This is a genomic window from Streptomyces sp. CC224B, assembly GCF_030010595.1.
In the GTDB taxonomy this organism is placed as follows: Bacteria; Actinomycetota; Actinomycetes; order Streptomycetales; family Streptomycetaceae; genus Streptomyces; species Streptomyces longispororuber.
The window spans coordinates 1-16,374 of the sequence record NZ_JASCXL010000107.1 but is presented as its reverse complement, the minus strand read 5'-3'; the positions used below and the strand labels follow the sequence as shown (position 1 = coordinate 16,374).

14 protein-coding genes and 1 pseudogene are annotated in these 16,374 nt (G+C 73.0%); 9 read left to right on the top strand and 6 right to left on the bottom strand.

The genetic code is table 11. The annotated features are described in order from the left end of the window. Window positions 1–17: 17 nt before the first annotated feature. Window positions 18–1,262: a spermidine/putrescine ABC transporter substrate-binding protein gene (locus QK440_RS32305; RefSeq protein ID WP_282796797.1), complete on the bottom strand. Its 1,245-nt coding sequence runs from the start codon at window positions 1,260–1,262 to the stop codon at window positions 18–20. Between the two features lie 188 nt (window positions 1,263–1,450). Next, a complete protein-coding gene (locus tag QK440_RS32300) occupies window positions 1,451–2,977 on the bottom strand; it encodes a gamma-aminobutyraldehyde dehydrogenase (RefSeq protein WP_282796796.1) in 1,527 nt (508 codons plus the stop codon). A 205-nt stretch (window positions 2,978–3,182) separates the two neighbouring features. On the opposite strand from QK440_RS32300, the gene QK440_RS32295 reads away from it, so the two are divergent. The 5 genes from QK440_RS32295 to QK440_RS32275 all read left to right on the top strand — a co-directional run bounded on the left by QK440_RS32295 (window position 3,183) and on the right by QK440_RS32275 (window position 7,333). Further along, on the top strand, window positions 3,183–3,770 hold the full coding sequence (locus QK440_RS32295) for an NADAR family protein (RefSeq protein ID WP_282796795.1): 588 nt from the start codon (window positions 3,183–3,185) through the stop codon (window positions 3,768–3,770). A 553-nt stretch (window positions 3,771–4,323) separates the two neighbouring features. Beyond that, window positions 4,324–5,370 carry an adenosine deaminase gene (locus QK440_RS32290; RefSeq protein WP_282796794.1) on the top strand — a complete coding sequence of 349 codons (1,047 nt, stop codon included), beginning with the start codon at window positions 4,324–4,326 and terminating at the stop codon, window positions 5,368–5,370. A gap of 46 nt (window positions 5,371–5,416) precedes the next feature. Continuing rightward, complete coding sequence (locus QK440_RS32285; RefSeq protein WP_282796793.1) at window positions 5,417–6,127, top strand: glycerophosphodiester phosphodiesterase; 711 nt, start codon at window positions 5,417–5,419, stop codon at window positions 6,125–6,127. Continuing rightward, window positions 6,124–6,915 (top strand): SAM-dependent methyltransferase, encoded by a 792-nt coding sequence (locus tag QK440_RS32280; protein WP_282796792.1) that lies wholly within the window; start codon window positions 6,124–6,126, stop codon window positions 6,913–6,915. Before QK440_RS32285 ends, QK440_RS32280 begins: the two co-directional genes overlap by 4 nt. Before the next feature lie 166 nt (window positions 6,916–7,081). After that, on the top strand, window positions 7,082–7,333 hold the full coding sequence (locus QK440_RS32275) for a hypothetical protein (protein WP_349239333.1): 252 nt from the start codon (window positions 7,082–7,084) through the stop codon (window positions 7,331–7,333). Window positions 7,334–7,369: 36 nt separating this feature from the next. On the opposite strand, the gene QK440_RS32270 is transcribed toward QK440_RS32275, so the two are convergent. Further along, the gene (locus QK440_RS32270; protein ID WP_282796791.1) at window positions 7,370–8,116 is read right to left on the bottom strand and encodes an SDR family oxidoreductase; all 747 of its coding nucleotides are present in this window, start codon (window positions 8,114–8,116) and stop codon (window positions 7,370–7,372) included. Between the two features lie 163 nt (window positions 8,117–8,279). Here QK440_RS32270 and QK440_RS32265 point away from each other — a divergent pair, with 163 nt between their 5' ends. Beyond that, window positions 8,280–8,909 carry a TetR/AcrR family transcriptional regulator gene (locus tag QK440_RS32265; RefSeq protein WP_282796790.1) on the top strand — a complete coding sequence of 210 codons (630 nt, stop codon included), beginning with the start codon at window positions 8,280–8,282 and terminating at the stop codon, window positions 8,907–8,909. Between the two features lie 305 nt (window positions 8,910–9,214). Here QK440_RS32265 and QK440_RS32260 read toward each other — a convergent pair whose 3' ends face one another. From QK440_RS32260 to QK440_RS32250, 3 genes are all read right to left on the bottom strand, one after another. Next, window positions 9,215–9,730: an HXXEE domain-containing protein gene (locus tag QK440_RS32260; protein WP_282796808.1), complete on the bottom strand. Its 516-nt coding sequence runs from the start codon at window positions 9,728–9,730 to the stop codon at window positions 9,215–9,217. A 70-nt stretch (window positions 9,731–9,800) separates the two neighbouring features. Next, window positions 9,801–10,973 carry a spermidine/putrescine ABC transporter substrate-binding protein gene (locus QK440_RS32255; protein WP_282796789.1) on the bottom strand — a complete coding sequence of 391 codons (1,173 nt, stop codon included), beginning with the start codon at window positions 10,971–10,973 and terminating at the stop codon, window positions 9,801–9,803. A gap of 154 nt (window positions 10,974–11,127) precedes the next feature. Continuing rightward, a complete protein-coding gene (locus QK440_RS32250; protein ID WP_282796788.1) occupies window positions 11,128–12,564 on the bottom strand; it encodes a gamma-aminobutyraldehyde dehydrogenase in 1,437 nt (478 codons plus the stop codon). A 296-nt stretch (window positions 12,565–12,860) separates the two neighbouring features. Here QK440_RS32250 and QK440_RS32245 point away from each other — a divergent pair, with 296 nt between their 5' ends. The 3 genes and pseudogenes from QK440_RS32245 to QK440_RS32235 all read left to right on the top strand — a co-directional run. Beyond that, window positions 12,861–13,349 (top strand): Lrp/AsnC family transcriptional regulator, encoded by a 489-nt coding sequence (locus tag QK440_RS32245; protein ID WP_282796807.1) that lies wholly within the window; start codon window positions 12,861–12,863, stop codon window positions 13,347–13,349. Continuing rightward, complete coding sequence (locus QK440_RS32240) at window positions 13,334–14,713, top strand: aspartate aminotransferase family protein (protein WP_282796787.1); 1,380 nt, start codon at window positions 13,334–13,336, stop codon at window positions 14,711–14,713. Before QK440_RS32245 ends, QK440_RS32240 begins: the two co-directional genes overlap by 16 nt. A gap of 181 nt (window positions 14,714–14,894) precedes the next feature. Beyond that, a pseudogene (locus QK440_RS32235) lies at window positions 14,895–15,584 on the top strand (ATP-binding cassette domain-containing protein); the annotation flags it as partial. Window positions 15,585–16,374 lie beyond the last annotated feature (790 nt).

Genomic DNA, 16,374 nt, shown 5'->3' with positions numbered 1-16,374 from the left:
GGCGCGGGACCGGGGGTTCAGGCGCCCGTGAGCCGGGCGAACTTCTCCTCGTACGCGGTCTCTTCCTTCGGCGTGAGCGACCGGAAGGCGTGGGACTTCGCCGCCATCTCCTTGTCCGGCAGGATCAGGGGGTTGCGCGCCGCCTTCGGGTCGATCCGGGCGAGCGCGTCCCGGACGCCGTCCACCGGGCACACGTAGTTGATGTACGCGGCGAGCCGGGCGGCGGGCCCGGGCTCGTAGTAGTAGTCGATGAGCCGCTCGGCGTTGCGCTTGTGGCGCGCCTTGTTGGGGACCAGCAGGTTGTCGGTGGACGTGATGTAGCCGCTGTCCGGGATCGCGAACTCGACGTCGGGGTTGGAGAGCTTGAGCTGGACGACGTCACCGGCCCAGGCCACGCACGCGGCGAGGTCGCCCTTGTCCAGGTCGGCGGTGTAGTCGTTGCCGGTGAAACGGCGTATCTGCCGCCGGTCGACGGCCTTCTGGAGGCGGGCGATCGCCGCGTCGAAGTCGTCGTCGGAGAACCGCGCCGGGTCCTTGCCCAGGTCCAGCAGGGTCATGCCGACGGTGTCGCGCATCTCGGACAGGAACCCCACGCGCCCCTTGAGTTTCGGCTCGTCGAGGAGCTGCGAGACGGAGGTGATCTCCTTGCCGTCCGTCGCCTTCTTGTTGTACGCGATGACGGCGGAGATGCCGGTCCACGGGTAGGAGTACGCGCGTCCGGGGTCCCAGTCGGGCGAGCGGAACTGGGCGGAGAGGTTGGCGTAGGCGTGCGGCAGGTGCGCCGGGTCGAGCTTCTGCACCCAGCCGAAGCGGATGAGGCGGGCGGCGAGCCAGTCGGTGACGCAGATGAGGTCGCGGCCGGTGTCCTGGCCCGCGGCGAGCTGCGGCTTGATCTTCCCGAAGAACTCGCTGTTGTCGTTGATGTCCTCGGTGTACGTGACCGTGATGCCGGTGCGCTTCGTGAACGCGTCCAGGGTGGGCCGCCGCTCGTCGTCGTCCACGTCCATGTACTCGGTCCAGTTGGAGAAGGTCACGCGCTTCTCCTTCGCCGAGCGGTCCTCGGCGGCGAGGCCACCCGTGCCCCGGCCCGCGGCGGGGATGCCGCAGGCGCTCAGGGCGCCGAGCCCGCCCGCCGCGAGCGCGCCGCCGCCGGTGGCGCGCAGCAGGGAGCGGCGGGTGAGCGCGGCCCGGCCGCCGCGCAGGCTCCGGTGCCAGGCGGCCCGCAGGGCCGGGGAGAGACGGTCGGGCTCGTACTGCTCCATACGCTGGTCTGCCCTTTCGGGAGGGTCCCTTGCGGGTCTTGTGCGGCAGGGTGAGGGGGGCGGGCGCCGCCCGGTCACGCGGCGCCCTCACCCGGGTGCTGTCCTTCGGTCCCCCGCGGGCGGCCGGCGGTCGCCTGCTCGCCGGTCGTCGGTTGCCCGGACACCGGCGGCCCGGCGCCCGCCGGCCGCTACCGGTCCCCGAAGATCGTGCGGTGCCAGTCCTTCCTGGCGACCGCGGTGTTGTCGAACATGACGTGCTTGATCTGCGTGTACTCCTCGAAGGAGTAGGCGGACATGTCCTTGCCGTAGCCGGAGGCCTTGTAGCCGCCGTGGGGCATCTCGCTGAGGATCGGGATGTGGTCGTTCACCCAGACGCACCCGGCCTTGATCTCGCGGGTGGCGCGCTGGGCGCGGAACACGTCCCGGGTCCAGGCGGAGGCGGCGAGCCCGTAGGGGGTGTCGTTGGCGAGCCGCAGCCCCTCGTCGTCGCCGTCGAAGGGCAGCACGACGAGGACGGGGCCGAAGATCTCCGCCTGTACGGCCTCGCTGTCCTGGGCGGCGCCGGTGATGAGGGTGGGGCGGTAGTAGGCGCCCGGGTGGTCGAGCGGGGCTCCGCCGGTGACCACGCGGGCGTAGGCGCGGGCCCGCTCGACGAAGGCGGCGACGCGGTCGCGGTGGGCGGCCGAGATGAGCGGCCCGAGGTCGGTGGCCGGGTCCAGGGGGTCGCCGAGCCGGACGGTCGCCATGAGGTCGGCGACTCCGGAGACGAAGGCGTCGTACAGCGGCCGCTGCACGTACGCGCGGGTCGCGGCGGTGCAGTCCTGGCCGCTGTTGATCAGCGCCCCGGCGACGGCGCCGTGCACGGCCGCCTCCAGGTCGGCGTCGTCGAACACGACGAAGGGGGCCTTGCCGCCGAGCTCCAGGTGCAAGCGCTTGACGGTGGCGGTGGCCAGCTCGGCGACGCGCTTGCCGACGCCGGTGGAGCCCGTGAAGGACGTCATGGCCACGTCCGGGTGGCCGACGAGGTGCTCGCCGGCGTCGCGGCCCGCGCCCGTGACGACGTTCACGACCCCGTCCGGGATGCCCGCCGCGGTGGCGGCCTCGGCGAACATCAGCGAGGTGAGCGGCGTCAGCTCGGAGGGCTTGAGCACGATGGTGTTCCCGGCGGCGATCGCCGGCAGGACCTTCCAGGCGGCCATCTGGAGCGGGTAGTTCCAGGGCGCGACGGACCCCACGACCCCGATCGGCTCCCGGCGCACGTACGAGGTGTGGTCGCCGCCGTCGTACTCCCCCGCGGACTGGCCCGTCAGGTGGCGGGCGGCCCCGGCGAAGAACGCGGTGTTGTCGACGGTCCCCGGCACGTCGAACTCGCGGCTCAGCTTGATCGGCTTGCCGCACTGGACGGACTCCGCGCGGGCCAGGTCCTCGGCGCGGGCGGACAGCTCGGCGGCGAAGCGGTGCAGCGCGTCGGAGCGCTCGCCGGGGCTCGCGCCCGCCCAGTCCGGGAAGGCCCGCGCCGCGGCGGCCACGGCGGCGTCCACGTCCGCGGCGCCCGCCAGCTCGTAGCCGAGGACCTCCTCGCCGGTGGCCGGGTCGACGACCGCGTGGCGCCGGCCCGAGGTGCCCGGGGTGAGCCGCCCCGCGATGTACTGCGCGCCGTCCGCGAAGCGGTCCCGTGCCGGGAAGAACTGGTCGCGCGCCTGGAATGTGTGCATCCCGCTCTCCTCCGCCACCCCTTCCATGGAGGGGGCAGGCGTCGTTCCCGATCGATTTGAGTGCCGATCCTGACAGAGGGCCCCTGGTCCAACAAGTGATTCCGTAGTTGCCTTTTGGTTACGCGACGGAATCTGTCGACCAGGTGTCGAGTCCCCCGGGAAAAGGCAGGACGGAGTGTCCGTGGTCCGTGTCAGGGTGGCGTGCATGAACGACAGCACGGGGGCGGGCGCGGTGCCCGGCACGGACGACATCCGGTCGGTGGCGGAGCTGCGAGCCGCGGTGGAGGCGGGCCGGCGGGTGAAGTACGTGCACTTCTGGGGGCACACACCGCGCCGGGACGGGCAGCTCGGCGCGAGCTGTTTCAGCCAGTGGTGGCCGTCGCCCTTCACGGCCGACGGGGTGACGTACGCGACGGCCGAGCACTGGATGATGGCCGCGAAGGCGCGCCTCTTCGGCGACGCGGACGCCGAGCACGCGGTGCTCGCGGCGCGGACGCCCGCCGAGGCGAAGCGGGCGGGGCGCCTGGTGCGGGGGTTCGACGACGCGGTCTGGGAGCGCGAGCGGTTCGGGATCGTGGTCGAGGGCAGCGAGCGGAAGTTCGCCTCCTCGGAGGCGTTGCGGGCGTACCTGGCCGGTACGGGGCAGCGGGTTCTGGTCGAGGCGAGTCCCGTCGACCGTGTGTGGGGCATCGGGCTGGCCGCGGACGAGCCCGCGGCGGGGGAGCCCGCGCGGTGGCGGGGGCTCAATCTGCTGGGGTTCGCCCTTATGGCCGCGCGGGGGCGCTTGCGCTGAGCTTGGGCGGGTTCCTTTCCCGGCCTTCCGCCTGTGCTGCCTCGTTGGCCTGCGCGGAGCGCCTTCCCGCCGTTGTCGGGTTTTCTCTCCCGCCCGCCCACCCGTGCCTGCCACGCTGGCCTGCGCGGCCCCGGCGCGGAGCGCTCTCCCGCCGTCGTCGGGTTTTTCCTCCCGCCCGCCCACCCGTGCCTGCCACGCTGGCCTGCGCGGCCCCGGCGCGGAGCGCTTTCCCGCCGTCGTCGGGTGCTCTCTCCCTCCCACCCACCCGTGGCTGCCTCGCTGCCCTGCGCGGCCCCGTGCGGCACCGGCGTGGAGTGCCTTCCCGTCGTCGTGGGTTTTCCCTCTCCTTGTCCGTTCCTTCTGCCATCCGCCCTCCCGTGGCCACCCCGCCGCCAGGCCCGGCCCCGCCGCGGCGGGGCGCGGCGTGCCCCCCCAGCTGCTCATTCGTGGCGGGAAGGTGCCGCCCGGGCACCCCGTGCGTCCCGCCTACGATGACCTCGGCCCCCTCGGGGGTCGCCCGATCAGCCGATCAGCCTTGTTCCGGGGAGGAACCATGACCGACACCGCCCAGTCCCGAGCCGGCAGCTTCATCGCAGGGCTGCCCAAGGCGGAGCTGCACGTGCACCACGTCGGCTCGGCCTCCCCGCGCATCGTCTCCGCCCTCGCCGCCCGCCACCCCGACTCCAAGGTGCCGACGGACCCCGAGGCCCTCGCCGACTACTTCACCTTCACGGACTTCGCCCACTTCATCGAGGTGTACCTGTCCGTCGTCGACCTCATCCGCACCCCGGACGACGTCCACCTCCTCACCTACGAGGTGGCCCGCGAGCTCGCGCGCCAGAACGTGCGCTACGCCGAGCTGACCATCACCCCGTACTCCTCCACCCGCCGCGGCATCGACGAGCGCGCCTTCATGGCCGCCATCGAGGACGCCCGCAAGACGGCGGAGGCTGAGCTCGGCGTGGTGCTGCGCTGGTGCTTCGACATCCCCGGCGAGGCGGGCCTGGAGTCGGCGGAGGAGACCGTGCGGCTCGCCACGACCGACGGCCTGCGCCCGGAGGGCCTGGTCTCCTTCGGCCTCGGCGGGCCCGAGATCGGCGTGGGGCGCCCGCAGTTCAAGCCGTACTTCGACCGCGCGATCGCCGCGGGCCTGCACTCGGTGCCGCACGCGGGCGAGACCACCGGGCCGGAGACCGTCTGGGACGCCCTGACCCACCTGCGCGCCGAGCGCATCGGCCACGGCACCAGCTCCGCCCAAGACCCGGAGCTCCTCGCGCACCTGGCCGAGCACCGCATCGCCCTCGAAGTGTGCCCGACCTCGAACATCGCGACGCGCGCGGTCGCCACGCTCGACGAGCACCCCCTCAGGCAGTTCGTGGACGCCGGGGTCGTCGTGACGATCAACTCCGACGACCCGCCGATGTTCGGCACGGACCTGAACACCGAGTACGCCGTCGCCGCCCGCCTCCTCGGCCTCGACGAGCGCGGCATCGCGGACCTCGCGAAGAACGCCGTCGAGGTCTCCTTCCTCGACGAGGCGGGCAAGCGCCGCATCGCCGCGGAGATCGACACCTACACCGAGGCCTGGCTGTCCCGCTGACCCCTCGGGGCCCGTGCGTGATCGGCCGGGCCCCCACAATGGGCCCATGCGCACCGTGACCGTCGTGGCCCACCGAGGCGATCCCTACCGCGTCCGCGAGAACACCCTGCCGTCGCTGCGCTCCGCGCTCGACCGGGGCGCGGACGTGGTGGAGATCGACGTCCGCCTGACCGCCGACGGCGTACCCGTGCTGCTGCACGACGCGTCGCTCAAGCGCCTGTGGGAGGACGAGCGGCCGCTGGCCCTGCTCTCCGCGACCGAGGTGCACGGCGTCACGCGGGGCGGCGTCCCCACCCTGGAGGAGGCGCTCAAGGAGACCGAGGGCCACCGCGTGCTCGTGGACCTGCCGGACGCGGCGCCGCGGACCGTCCGCGCCGTCGTCGGCACCGTCGGCGCGTGCGGGGCCGGTGACCGCGTGGCGTACTGCGCGGGGCCCGCGGCCATGCTCGCGGTGCGGGACGCCGACCCGGCGGCGGAGATCGCGCTGACGTGGACGACGCTCGCGCCGCCGCGCCCCGCCCTGCTCGCCGCGATCAGGCCCCGCTTTCTCAACTACCGTTTCGGCCTTGTCACTCCGCCCCTCGTCGACCGCGTACACGCCCAGGGGTACCTGATCTCCGCGTGGACTGCCGACACCCGCCGCACCATGCGTAAGCTCGTGTCCCACGGAGTGGACTCGATCACCACGAACCGCGTGGACGCGCTCGCCGCCGTGCTGGGGCGACGCCGGGAAACGGGGAGGGAACCGCAGGCGTGACCACAGACAGCACCGCCAGGATCCGCACGGACATCGCGCACAACGCCCGGGTGTGGAACTACTGGCTCGGCGGCAAGGACAACTACCAGGTGGACCGGGCCGTCGGCGACCAGGTCACCGAGATGTTCCCGGGCATCGGCGAAGTGGCCCGCGCGGACCGGGCGTTCCTCGGCCGGGCGGTCTCCCACCTGGTGGGCGACGCGGGAGTCCGCCAGCTCCTCGACATCGGCACCGGCCTGCCCACCGGCGAGAACACCCACGAGGTGGCGCAGCGCCACGCGCCGGACGCCCGCATCGTGTACGTCGACAACGACCCGATCGTGCTGGCCCACGCACACGCGCTGCTCACCAGCTCGCCCGGGGGCGTGACCACGTACATCGACCAGGACGCCCGCAACGCGCGCGAGATCCTGGACGCCGCGGCCGAGACGCTGGACCTGAGCCGGCCGGTCGCCGTGATGCTGCTCGGCATCCTGAACTTCATCCCGGACACCGACGAGACGCACCGCATCGTACGGACGCTCATGGACGGGGTGCCCTCCGGCAGCTACCTCGTCCTGACCCACCCCACGCTGGACGCCGACGTCGGCGGCGCGGGCAACCAGGCCGCGATGGACTTCTGGAACGCCAACGCCACACCCCCGATCACCGGCCGCAGCCGCGCGGAGTTCCTGTCCTACTTCGACGGCCTGGAGCTGCTCGAACCGGGCGTCGAGTCCTGTTCCCGCTGGCGCTGCCCGCAGGCACCGGTGGTCCCCCAGTTCGGCGCGGTGGGCCGCAAGCCGTGACCCCGGGCCACGAGCCCGCACCGCGCACCCCACGCCACCCCTAGGGGAAGCCCCCTCATCTCCCCCTGGACTTCGGCCAGTTGCTCCCTGAGGCGGCTCAGGGAGCTTCTCACCCCTCGCGACGATTCCCGCCGCCCCCGCTGCTCCGAGGATGGGAGTGAACCGGATGTTCACCGTCCCCTCCGGCATCGCGGGCGCGACGATGAGCGCGGGCCTGCAGCGGTACGAGGCCCCCGACGGGCGGGTCGTCTGGCTGAAGACCGGCAGCCGCCACGGCTACCACTCGATCATCGCGGCCACCCGCGACCTGGACGTCACCCTCGTGTGCTCCGTCAACTCCACCGACGCCAAGGGCGAGGACATGAACCGGGTCGTCCGGCGCGTCGTCGCGGCGGCGCTCCAGGTGCGCGGCGCCTGAGGCGCCCCCGGCCGGCACGGGGGTGGGGGGTGGGCGTCAGGCGTTCGTCCCGCCGTCCACCGTGAACTCCGCGCCGGTGATCGCACGGCCGCCGGGGCCCACGAGGTGGGCGACCGTCGCCGCCACGTCGTCGGCGTGGGCGTACCGGCCGAGCGCGGACAGGCCGCGCTGGAAGTCGGCGTTCTCGCCGTCGGCCGGGTTCATGTCGGTGTCCGTGGAGCCCGGGTGCACCGCGTTGACGGTGATACCGCGCGGCCCCAGCTCGCGGGCGAGCGCCCGGGTGAAACCGCTGAGGGCTGACTTGCTCATGGAGTACAGGACGATGCCGCCGAACGGCACCCGGTGCACGAGGTTGCTGCCGATGCTCACGATGCGCCCGCCCTCGGGCAGGTGCGCGAGTGCGGCCTGCGCGCCCACGAACGCGGCCCGCGCGTGGATGGCGAGGACCCGGTCCAGCTCGTCGAGGGAGACCTCCTCGAACGGGCCGTGCGGGAACACGCCCGCGTTGTTCACCAGGATGTCGAGGCGGCCGAGCTCCCGGGCGGCCCGCTCCACCGCCGCGGCGGTCGCCTCGGCGTCCGCCGCGTCCGCCTGGACGGCCACCGCCCGTCGGCCGAGCGCCTCCACCTCGGCGACCACGGCCTCGGCCTTCTCCTTCCCGGCCGGGCTCACGTACGTGAACGCCACGTCCGCGCCGTCCCGCGCGAGGCGCTTCACGATCGCCGCCCCGATGCCCCGGCTGCCGCCCGTGACCAGTGCCGCCCTGCCCTGAAGATCCGTCATCGCCTGCCCCAAGTCTCGTCGTACGCACGGCGGTTCACCACGTCGCGTACCGCCGCACCGATTTCTGTGTCGATCGACACAGAAACTGTCACACGCGCCTCCGGCCACGTCAAGGCCTATATTTGTCAGTCGGCACAGAAATCGGTCCAGGGAGGCGCGGACGATGGCGGCACGTGGACGGCCCCCGAGCTTCGACCGGGACACGGCGCTGCGCCGGGCCATGGAGGTGTTCTGGGAGCAGGGGTACGAGGCGACGTCGATGACGGACCTCACCTCGGCCATGGGCATCGCCTCGCCCAGCCTGTACGCGGCGTTCGGCTCCAAGGAGCGCCTGTTCCAGGAGGCCGTGGCCCTCTACAACGCCACGGAGGGCGCTGCCATGACGCGCGCGCTCGCCGAGGAGCCCACCGCGTGCGCCGCCGTGGAGGCCGTCCTGCGCGAGAACGCCCGGGTCTACGCGGGCGAGGGCCGACCGAGCGGCTGCATGATCGTGCTGGCCGCCACCAACTGCTCACCGGCGAACGCGCCCGTACGGGACCACCTGGCGACCTGGCGCAGGGCGGGCGCCGAGATGATGGCCCGGCGCCTGGAGCGCGCCGTCGCGGAGGGCGAACTCCCCGCCGCCACCGACACGGAGGCCGTGGCGGCCTTCTACACCACGGTCATCCAGGGCATGTCGGTCCAGGCCCGCGACGGCGCGACCCGGGCGGACCTCGACAAGACGGTGGACCGCGCGATGGCGGCGTGGCACGCGGTGGTCATGCCGCACGGTCCCGACCGGCCACCGGCCTGAGCGGACACCCGGAGGCCACGGTTCCCGGCCGGGCCCCGGCCTGAGCGAGGCGACTGCCACGCCTGCCACGCCGTACGGCGGAGCCGGTGCGCCGCCCGACACCGTGGCCGCTCCGTCCGGCAGGGCTCGGACACCGGCCGCCCTCAACCCCCGGCGCCACCGTGGCCACTCCATCCGGCAGGGCCCGGACACCGGCCGCCCTCGCCCCCCCCACGACACCGTGGCCACTCCGTCCGGCAGAGCCTAGGCACCGGCCGCCCTCAGCCCCCGCGCCACCCTGGCCGCACCGCCGCCCGGCGCGGTCGCTACCGCTGCCCCACCACCCGCCGCGCCACCACGTGCGCCGCCCCCGCCGCGGCCCCCGCCCACGCGAGCCCCGCCAGCACCTCCCCGGTCCGTGCGGGCCGCAGCACCCCCGCGCGGCGCAGCCGTCCCCGTGCCCACAGGGTGAACGGCACCACGAGCAGCGGCGAGGTGACCGCCCCGGGCGTGTAGCCGCGGACCGCCGCGGCCTGGGCCAGGTGCACCAGGCCGTGCAGGCCGAAGCCGTTGAGGACCGTCTGGTAGGCCGGGGAGCGGCCCCCGCTGCGCGCCCCGGCGACCGCGGCCGACGCCACCATGGCGCCCACCACGCCGACGGCCACCGCGAACTCCCGCTCGTCGACGGCCTCCAGGGCCCGCCACACCCGTCCGGGCACCCAGGGGGCGGCCTCGCGCAGCTCCGGCACGCGCGTCCGCACCCACCGCGGCAGCGTCAGCAGTTCCTCGGCGTCGTGCAGCGCCCACGCCGCGAACAGCCCGTACGTCGCGGCCGCGGTCACCGCGCCGCCCGTCTTCCCCGTCGTCGTCACCGTCTGGTTCCCCGTGTCGTCGATCACGTGGTCGAGCCTGCTACAGCCCCACGAGCGCGTTCCACCGTTTCACCAGTTCCGGCCGTTCCTCCGGCGCGATGTCCCGGGCGATGGCGAGCCGCTCGCGCATCGCGTCGTCGGGGAAGACCAGCGGGTCCTCGGCGAGCGCGGCCAGCTCCCTGTCCTTGGACGAGGCGAGGACGTCGCGGGCCGCGGGCACGGGGCAGACGTAGGCGACCCAGGCGGCGAGCCGGGCCGCGACCTCGGGGTCGTAGTAGTGGTCGACGAGGCGCTCGGCGTTGCGCTTGTGGCGGGCGAGGTTGGGGATCATCAGGGACTCGGCCCACAGCTCGGCGCCCTCCTCGGGGACGACGAACGCGATGTCCGGGTCGTCGGCCTGGAGCTGGATGACGTCGCCGCTGTAGGCCTGGCAGGCCAGGACGTCGCCGCTGGCGAGGTCCTTGATGTAGTCGTTGCCGGTGAAGCGGCGGATGTGGTGGCTGCGGACGCGCCGCTCGACCTGGTCGCACATGCGGTGGAAGTCGTCCTCGGTCCACCGCGTGATGTCGACCCCGTCGCCCTGCATGAGCAGGGCGAACGCCTCGTCGAGGCCGGACAGGAGGGTGACCCGCCCCCGGAGGTCACCGGCCCACAGGTCGGCCACGTGCCGGATCTCGCGGCCGAGCCTGCGCCTGTTGTACGCGATGCCGGTGATGCCGGACTGCCAGGGCACGGTGAACCGGCGCCCCCGGTCGAAGTGCGGCGTCCGCAGCAGCGGGTCCAGGTACCGCGCGACGTTGGGCTGGCGGGCGCGGTCCATCTCCTGCACCCAGCCGAGGCGCACGAAGCGCGCGCACATCCAGTCGCTGATGACGACGAGGTCCCGGCCGGTGTCCTGGTGGTTCATCAGCGACGGGCTGATCTTGCCGAAGAACTCGTCGTTGTCGTTGATCTCCTCGGTGTAGCGGACGTCGATGCCGGTGCGCCGCTCGAAGGCGTCGAGCGTGGGCCGCCGGGTCCGGTCCCGGTCGTCGGTGTCGACGTAGAGCGGCCAGTTGGCGAACGTCAGCCTCCGGTCCCGGTCGGAGAGGTCCTTCCCGGCCCGCTCGGACGGCTCGACGTACGCGGCGGGCACCCCGCAGCCGGCGAGGGCCCCGAGGGCCCCCGCCGCGCCGATGCCCTTGAGGACCGTACGACGTGCGGCAACTGTCATGGGCCCAGCCTCACTTCACGCACGAGGGGCGGGCAATGGACAAGGTGTCCACCGCCCGCCCCGAAGACGCCGCAGAACGTCAGCCCCGCGCGGGACCGGCGCGCGTCGGCCGATCGCCGCCGCCGGCCGACCGGGTCGGCAGCAGGTCGCGCCGTCAGCCGATCGACGTCATGACGTGCTTGATGCGCGTGTAGTCGTCGAAGCCGTACGCCGACAGGTCCTTGCCGTAGCCGGACTTCTTGAAGCCGCCGTGCGGCATCTCGGCGACCAGCGGGATGTGCGTGTTGATCCAGACGCAGCCGAAGTCGAGCGCCTTGGACATGCGCATCGCCCGCGCGTGGTCCTTGGTCCACACCGAGGAGGCCAGGGCGTACTCGACGCCGTTGGCGTACTCCACGGCCTGGGCCTCGTCCGTGAAGGACTGGACGGTGATGACCGGGCCGAAGACCTCCTTCTGGATGATCTCGTCGTCCTGCTTGAGCCCGGAGACGACGGTCGGGGCGTAGAAGTAGCCCTTCTCGCCGACCCGGTGGCCGCCCGCCTCGACCTTGGCGTGCGCCGGGAGCCGGTCGATGAAGCCGGAGACCTGCGCGAGCTGGTTGGCGTTGTTCAGCGGGCCGTAGAGCACGTCCTCGTCGTCCGGCTGTCCGGTCTTGGTGTCGGCGGCGGTCTTGGCGAGCGCGGTCACGAACTCGTCGTGCACCGACTCGTGGACGAGCACGCGCGTGGCGGCCGTACAGTCCTGCCCGGCGTTGAAGAAGCCCGCCTCGGAGATGCCGGCGACGGCACCGGCGATGTCGGCGTCCTCGAAGACCACGACGGGCGCCTTGCCGCCCAGCTCCAGGTGGACGCGCTTGAGGTCCTTGGACGCGGACTCGGCGACCTGCATGCCCGCGCGCACCGAGCCGGTGATGGAGGCCATCGCCGGGGTCGGGTGCTCGACCATCATGCGGCCCGTCTCGCGGTCACCGGTGATCACGTTGAAGACGCCGGGCGGCACGATGGAGCCGATGATCTCGGCGATCAGGACGGTCGACGCCGGGGTGGTGTCCGAGGGCTTCAGGACGACCGTGTTGCCCGCGGCGAGCGCCGGGGCGAACTTCCACACGGCCATCATCATCGGGTAGTTCCACGGCGCGACCTGCGCGCAGACGCCGACCGGCTCGCGCCGGACGATGGAGGTCAGGCCCTCCATGTACTCACCGGCGGCGCGGCCCTCCAGCATCCGGGCCGCGCCCGCGAAGAAGCGGATCTGGTCGACCATGGGCGGGATCTCTTCGGTGCGGGTGAGGCCGATGGGCTTGCCCGTGTTCTCCACCTCGGCGGCGATGAGCTCCTCGGCCCGCTCCTCGAAGGCGTCGGCGATCTTCAGCAGGGCCTTCTGCCGCTCGGCGGGCACGAGGTCGCGCCAGGCCGGGAACGCGTCGGCGGCGGCCTTCATGGCCGCGTCGACGTCGGCCTGGCCGGACAGCGGCGCAAGGGCGTAGGCCTCGCCGGTCGCCGGGTTGATCACCTCGGTGGTCCGTCCGTCGGCCGCGTCCCGGAATTCTCCGTTGATGTAGTTGCGCAGACGGCGCAGCTCGGTGCTCACTTCCGGCCCTCCAGTCGGATGCCCGGGTCCGGGGCCCGGGGACGGGCTCCCGGACGGGTGTCCAGTAGATGAGATAGATGGGACACCACCCTAATCCGTACACCGACGCTTTCAACATACCCGGCTCCCCAGGACTGCGAAATCCGCACACTGAAAGTCTCGGCACAACGAATTTCATCGATCTGCCCTTGCGGAACTGACGAGACCTCGTGCACAGTGAGGTCGTGGCCAGTCGAAGCGCAGACCCCAGCAGCCCCCGGGAGGGGGCGACCGCCGGCCCCCGTGAGGGCGCGACCGTGCGCGGCACCGCCGGCGGCGGCCGCGGCCCGGGCGGATCACCGGCGGTCGACGCCGTCTCCCTGGCGATCATCGAACAGCTCCAGGAGGACGGCCGCCGTCCGTACGCCGCCATCGGCAAGGCCGTCGGCCTGTCCGAGGCGGCCGTGCGCCAGCGCGTCCAGAAGCTGCTCGACCAGGGCGTGATGCAGATCGTCGCCGTCACCGACCCGCTCACCGTGGGCTTCCGCCGCCAGGCGATGGTCGGGATCGACGTGGAGGGCGACGTCGACCCGGTGGCCGACGCGCTCACCGCGATGCCCGAGGCGGAGTACGTGGTGATGACCGCGGGCTCCCACGACCTGCTCGTGGAGATCGTCTGCGAGGACGACGACCACCTGCTCGACGTGATCAACAAGCGGATCCGCGCGCTCCCCGGCGTGCGCTCCACCGAGAGCTTCGTCTACCTCAAGCTGAAGAAGCAGACCTACATGTGGGGAACCCGATAGCCGTGAGCAAGGACCTCAGCAAGACCGCGTACGACCACCTGTGGATGCACTTCACGCGCATGTCGTCGTACGAGAACACGCCCGTGCCCACCATCGTGCGCGGCGAGGGCACCTACATCTACGACGACCAGGGCAGGAAGTACCTCGACGGTCTCGCGGGCCTGTTCGTGGTCCAGGCCGGCCACGGCCGCCGCGAGCTGGCCGAGGTCGCCGCCAGGCAGGCCGCCGACCTCGCCTTCTTCCCCATCTGGTCGTACGCCCACCCGGCCGCCGTGGAACTGGCGGAGCGCCTCGCCCACCACGCCCCCGGCGACCTGAACAAGGTCTTCTTCACCACCGGCGGCGGCGAGGCCGTCGAGACCGCCTGGAAGCTGGCGAAGCAGTACCACAAGCTCACCGGCAACCACACGAAGTACAAGGTCATCTCCCGCGCGGTGGCCTACCACGGCACCCCGCAGGGCGCCCTGTCCATCACCGGGCTCCCGGCCCTGAAGGCCCCGTTCGAGCCCCTGGTCCCCGGCGCCCGCAAGGTCCCGAACACCAACATCTACCGCGCCCCGATCCACGGCGACGACCCCGAGGCCTTCGGCCGCTGGGCCGCCGACCAGATCGAGCAGGAGATCCTCTTCGAGGGCCCGGAGACCGTCGCCGCGGTCTTCCTGGAGCCGGTGCAGAACGCGGGCGGCTGCTTCCCGCCCCCGCCCGGCTACTTCCAGCGCGTGCGCGAGATCTGCGACCGGTACGGCGTGCTGCTCGTCTCCGACGAGGTCATCTGCGCCTTCGGCCGCCTCGGCACGATGTTCGCCTGCGACAAGTTCGGCTACGTCCCCGACATCATCACCTGCGCCAAGGGCATGACCTCGGGCTACTCCCCCATCGGCGCCGCCATCGTCTCGGACCGGATCGCGGAGCCGTTCTACAAGGGCGACAACACCTTCCTGCACGGCTACACCTTCGGCGGCCACCCGGTCTCCGCCGCCGTCGGCCTCGCCAACCTCGACCTCTTCGAGCGCGAGGGCCTCAACCAGCACGTGCTCGACAACGAGTCGGCGTTCCTGTCCACCCTGCAGAAGCTGCACGACCTGCCGATCGTCGGCGACGTCCGTGGCAACGGCTTCTTCTACGGCATCGAGCTCGTCAAGGACAAGGCCACCAAGGAGTCCTTCACCGACGAGGAGTCCGAGCGCGTCCTGTACGGCTTCGTCTCCAAGAAGCTGTTCGAGTACGGCCTGTACTGCCGCGCCGACGACCGGGGCGACCCCGTCATCCAGCTCTCCCCGCCGCTGATAGCGGACCAGTCCACGTTCGACGAGATCGAGTCCATCGTCCGCCAGGTCCTCACGGAGGCCTGGACCAAGATCTGACCCCCACCGCCCCGTCACGCACGCGGCCCGGGTGCCCCATCCGAGTGAGATGGCGGCACCCGGGCCGCGTCCTTGTCCGAGGTCCCCCCGCGGAATCCTTAGCGTGCCCAGTGACCGATCGGCCCAGCCTTCGTTCCCCCGTACGGGGGACGCGAACTGATCTGAACCGAGGTGTACGCCCATGGTGGCTCCGCCGGACAACGACGTGCTGTGGGCACGCGCCCTGCACATCACGCTCAACGGCTCTCCCGCGCTCACGGGCGTCTCGCTCGGCGTCCGCGAGAGCGAGATCCTCGCGGTCGGCGGGCCGCGCGGCAGCGGCAAGACCACGCTCCTGCGCTGCCTGTCCGGCCAGTTGCTGCCCCAGCGCGGCGAGGTCTGGTTCAACTCCACGCCCGTGCACACCATGAGCCCGCTGGCACGTGAGCGGCTGCGCCGCGAGCGGTTCGGCTGGATCGACACCGAGCCCCACCTCGTACCGGAGCTGACCGCCTGGGAGAACACCGCGCTCACCCTGCTCCTGCGCGGCACCGCGCACCGCGCCGCCAAGCGCACCGCCCTGGAGTGGCTGGAGCGCCTCGACATCGGCGACTGCGCGCGCAAGCGCCCGTACGCGCTGACCCGCGCGGAGTGCCAGCGCGTGGCCGTGGCGCGCGCCCTCGCGGCCGCCCCCTCCGTCCTCTTCGCCGACGAGCCCACGGCCACGCTGCACCGCGCCGACCGGGCCCAGGTGCTGCGCACCCTGACGACGGCCGCCCGCTCGCACGGCATCACCGTCGTGCTCGCCACCCACGACCCGGACGTCGCCGCCCTCGCCGACCGCACCGTGACACTGCTCGACGGCCGGTACGTCAACACGGTGCGCCTGCCGGGCGACGAGCTGGGCGCCACCGCTGCGGAGCCGGGAGGTGCGCGGGGCACGGAGCCGGACGCGACCGCCACGGCCACCGCCCCCGTCCCCGGCGCGGCCCCGGCCTCCGCCCCGGCCTCCGCCTCCGCCGGGGCCTCCACTTCCGTCCCCGGCTCCGCCTCCCCCGGGACCTCCGCTTCCGCCGGGGCCTCCACTTCTGTCCCCGGCTCCGCCTCCGCCGGGACCTCTGCTTCCGCCCCGACCTCCACTTCCGCCCCGGACTCCGCCTCCGCCGGTACCTCCGCTTCCGCCCCGGCCTCCGCTTCCGCCCCGGCCTCCGCCTCCGCCCGGACCCCCACTTCCGCCCCGGCCTCCACCGGCGGGTCGGGCTCCACGGACGGGGCGGCCTCCACTCCCACCGCCACGGACGGGGACGCCGCCGCTCCCGCCGCCACGGACACGGCCTCCACCTCCACGGACGGCTCCACGGACAGCTCCCCCTCCGCGGACGGCTCCGCCTCCGCCGACGGCTCCACGAACACCTCCGCCTCTACGGACACCTCCACGGACACCTCCGCCTCCACAGACACCTCCGCCTCCGCGGGCAGCTCCACCCCCACCGGCCCGTCCGCCCCCGCGGAGGCGTCCGTCCCCGCCCCCGCGGGCGGGTCCCCGGACTCCGCGCCCGAGCCCGCCGCCCCCGGCGGGTCCACCGCCCCGGCCCCGCGCGACACCACCCCCGCGCCACGCGAGGACCCCGCCACCTGCGCTTCACCGGGCACGACGAGCACGACGAGCCCCAGCCCGACGC

Bases quoted from the DNA above. Each gene is read 5' to 3' on its own strand.
- QK440_RS32295 (WP_282796795.1), top strand. From the start codon at position 3,183: ATGAACGACAGCACGGGGGCGGGCGCGGTGCCCGGCACGGACGACATC.
- QK440_RS32265 (WP_282796790.1), top strand. From the start codon at position 8,280: ATGGCGGCACGTGGACGGCCCCCGAGCTTCGACCGGGACACGGCGCTG.
- QK440_RS32285 (WP_282796793.1), top strand. From the start codon at position 5,417: ATGCGCACCGTGACCGTCGTGGCCCACCGAGGCGATCCCTACCGCGTC.
- QK440_RS32255 (WP_282796789.1), bottom strand. From the start codon at position 10,973: ATGACAGTTGCCGCACGTCGTACGGTCCTCAAGGGCATCGGCGCGGCG.
- QK440_RS32270 (WP_282796791.1), bottom strand. From the start codon at position 8,116: ATGACGGATCTTCAGGGCAGGGCGGCACTGGTCACGGGCGGCAGCCGG.
- QK440_RS32305 (WP_282796797.1), bottom strand. From the start codon at position 1,262: ATGGAGCAGTACGAGCCCGACCGTCTCTCCCCGGCCCTGCGGGCCGCC.
- QK440_RS32300 (WP_282796796.1), bottom strand. From the start codon at position 2,977: ATGCACACATTCCAGGCGCGCGACCAGTTCTTCCCGGCACGGGACCGC.
- QK440_RS32275 (WP_349239333.1), top strand. From the start codon at position 7,082: ATGTTCACCGTCCCCTCCGGCATCGCGGGCGCGACGATGAGCGCGGGC.
- QK440_RS32290 (WP_282796794.1), top strand. From the start codon at position 4,324: ATGACCGACACCGCCCAGTCCCGAGCCGGCAGCTTCATCGCAGGGCTG.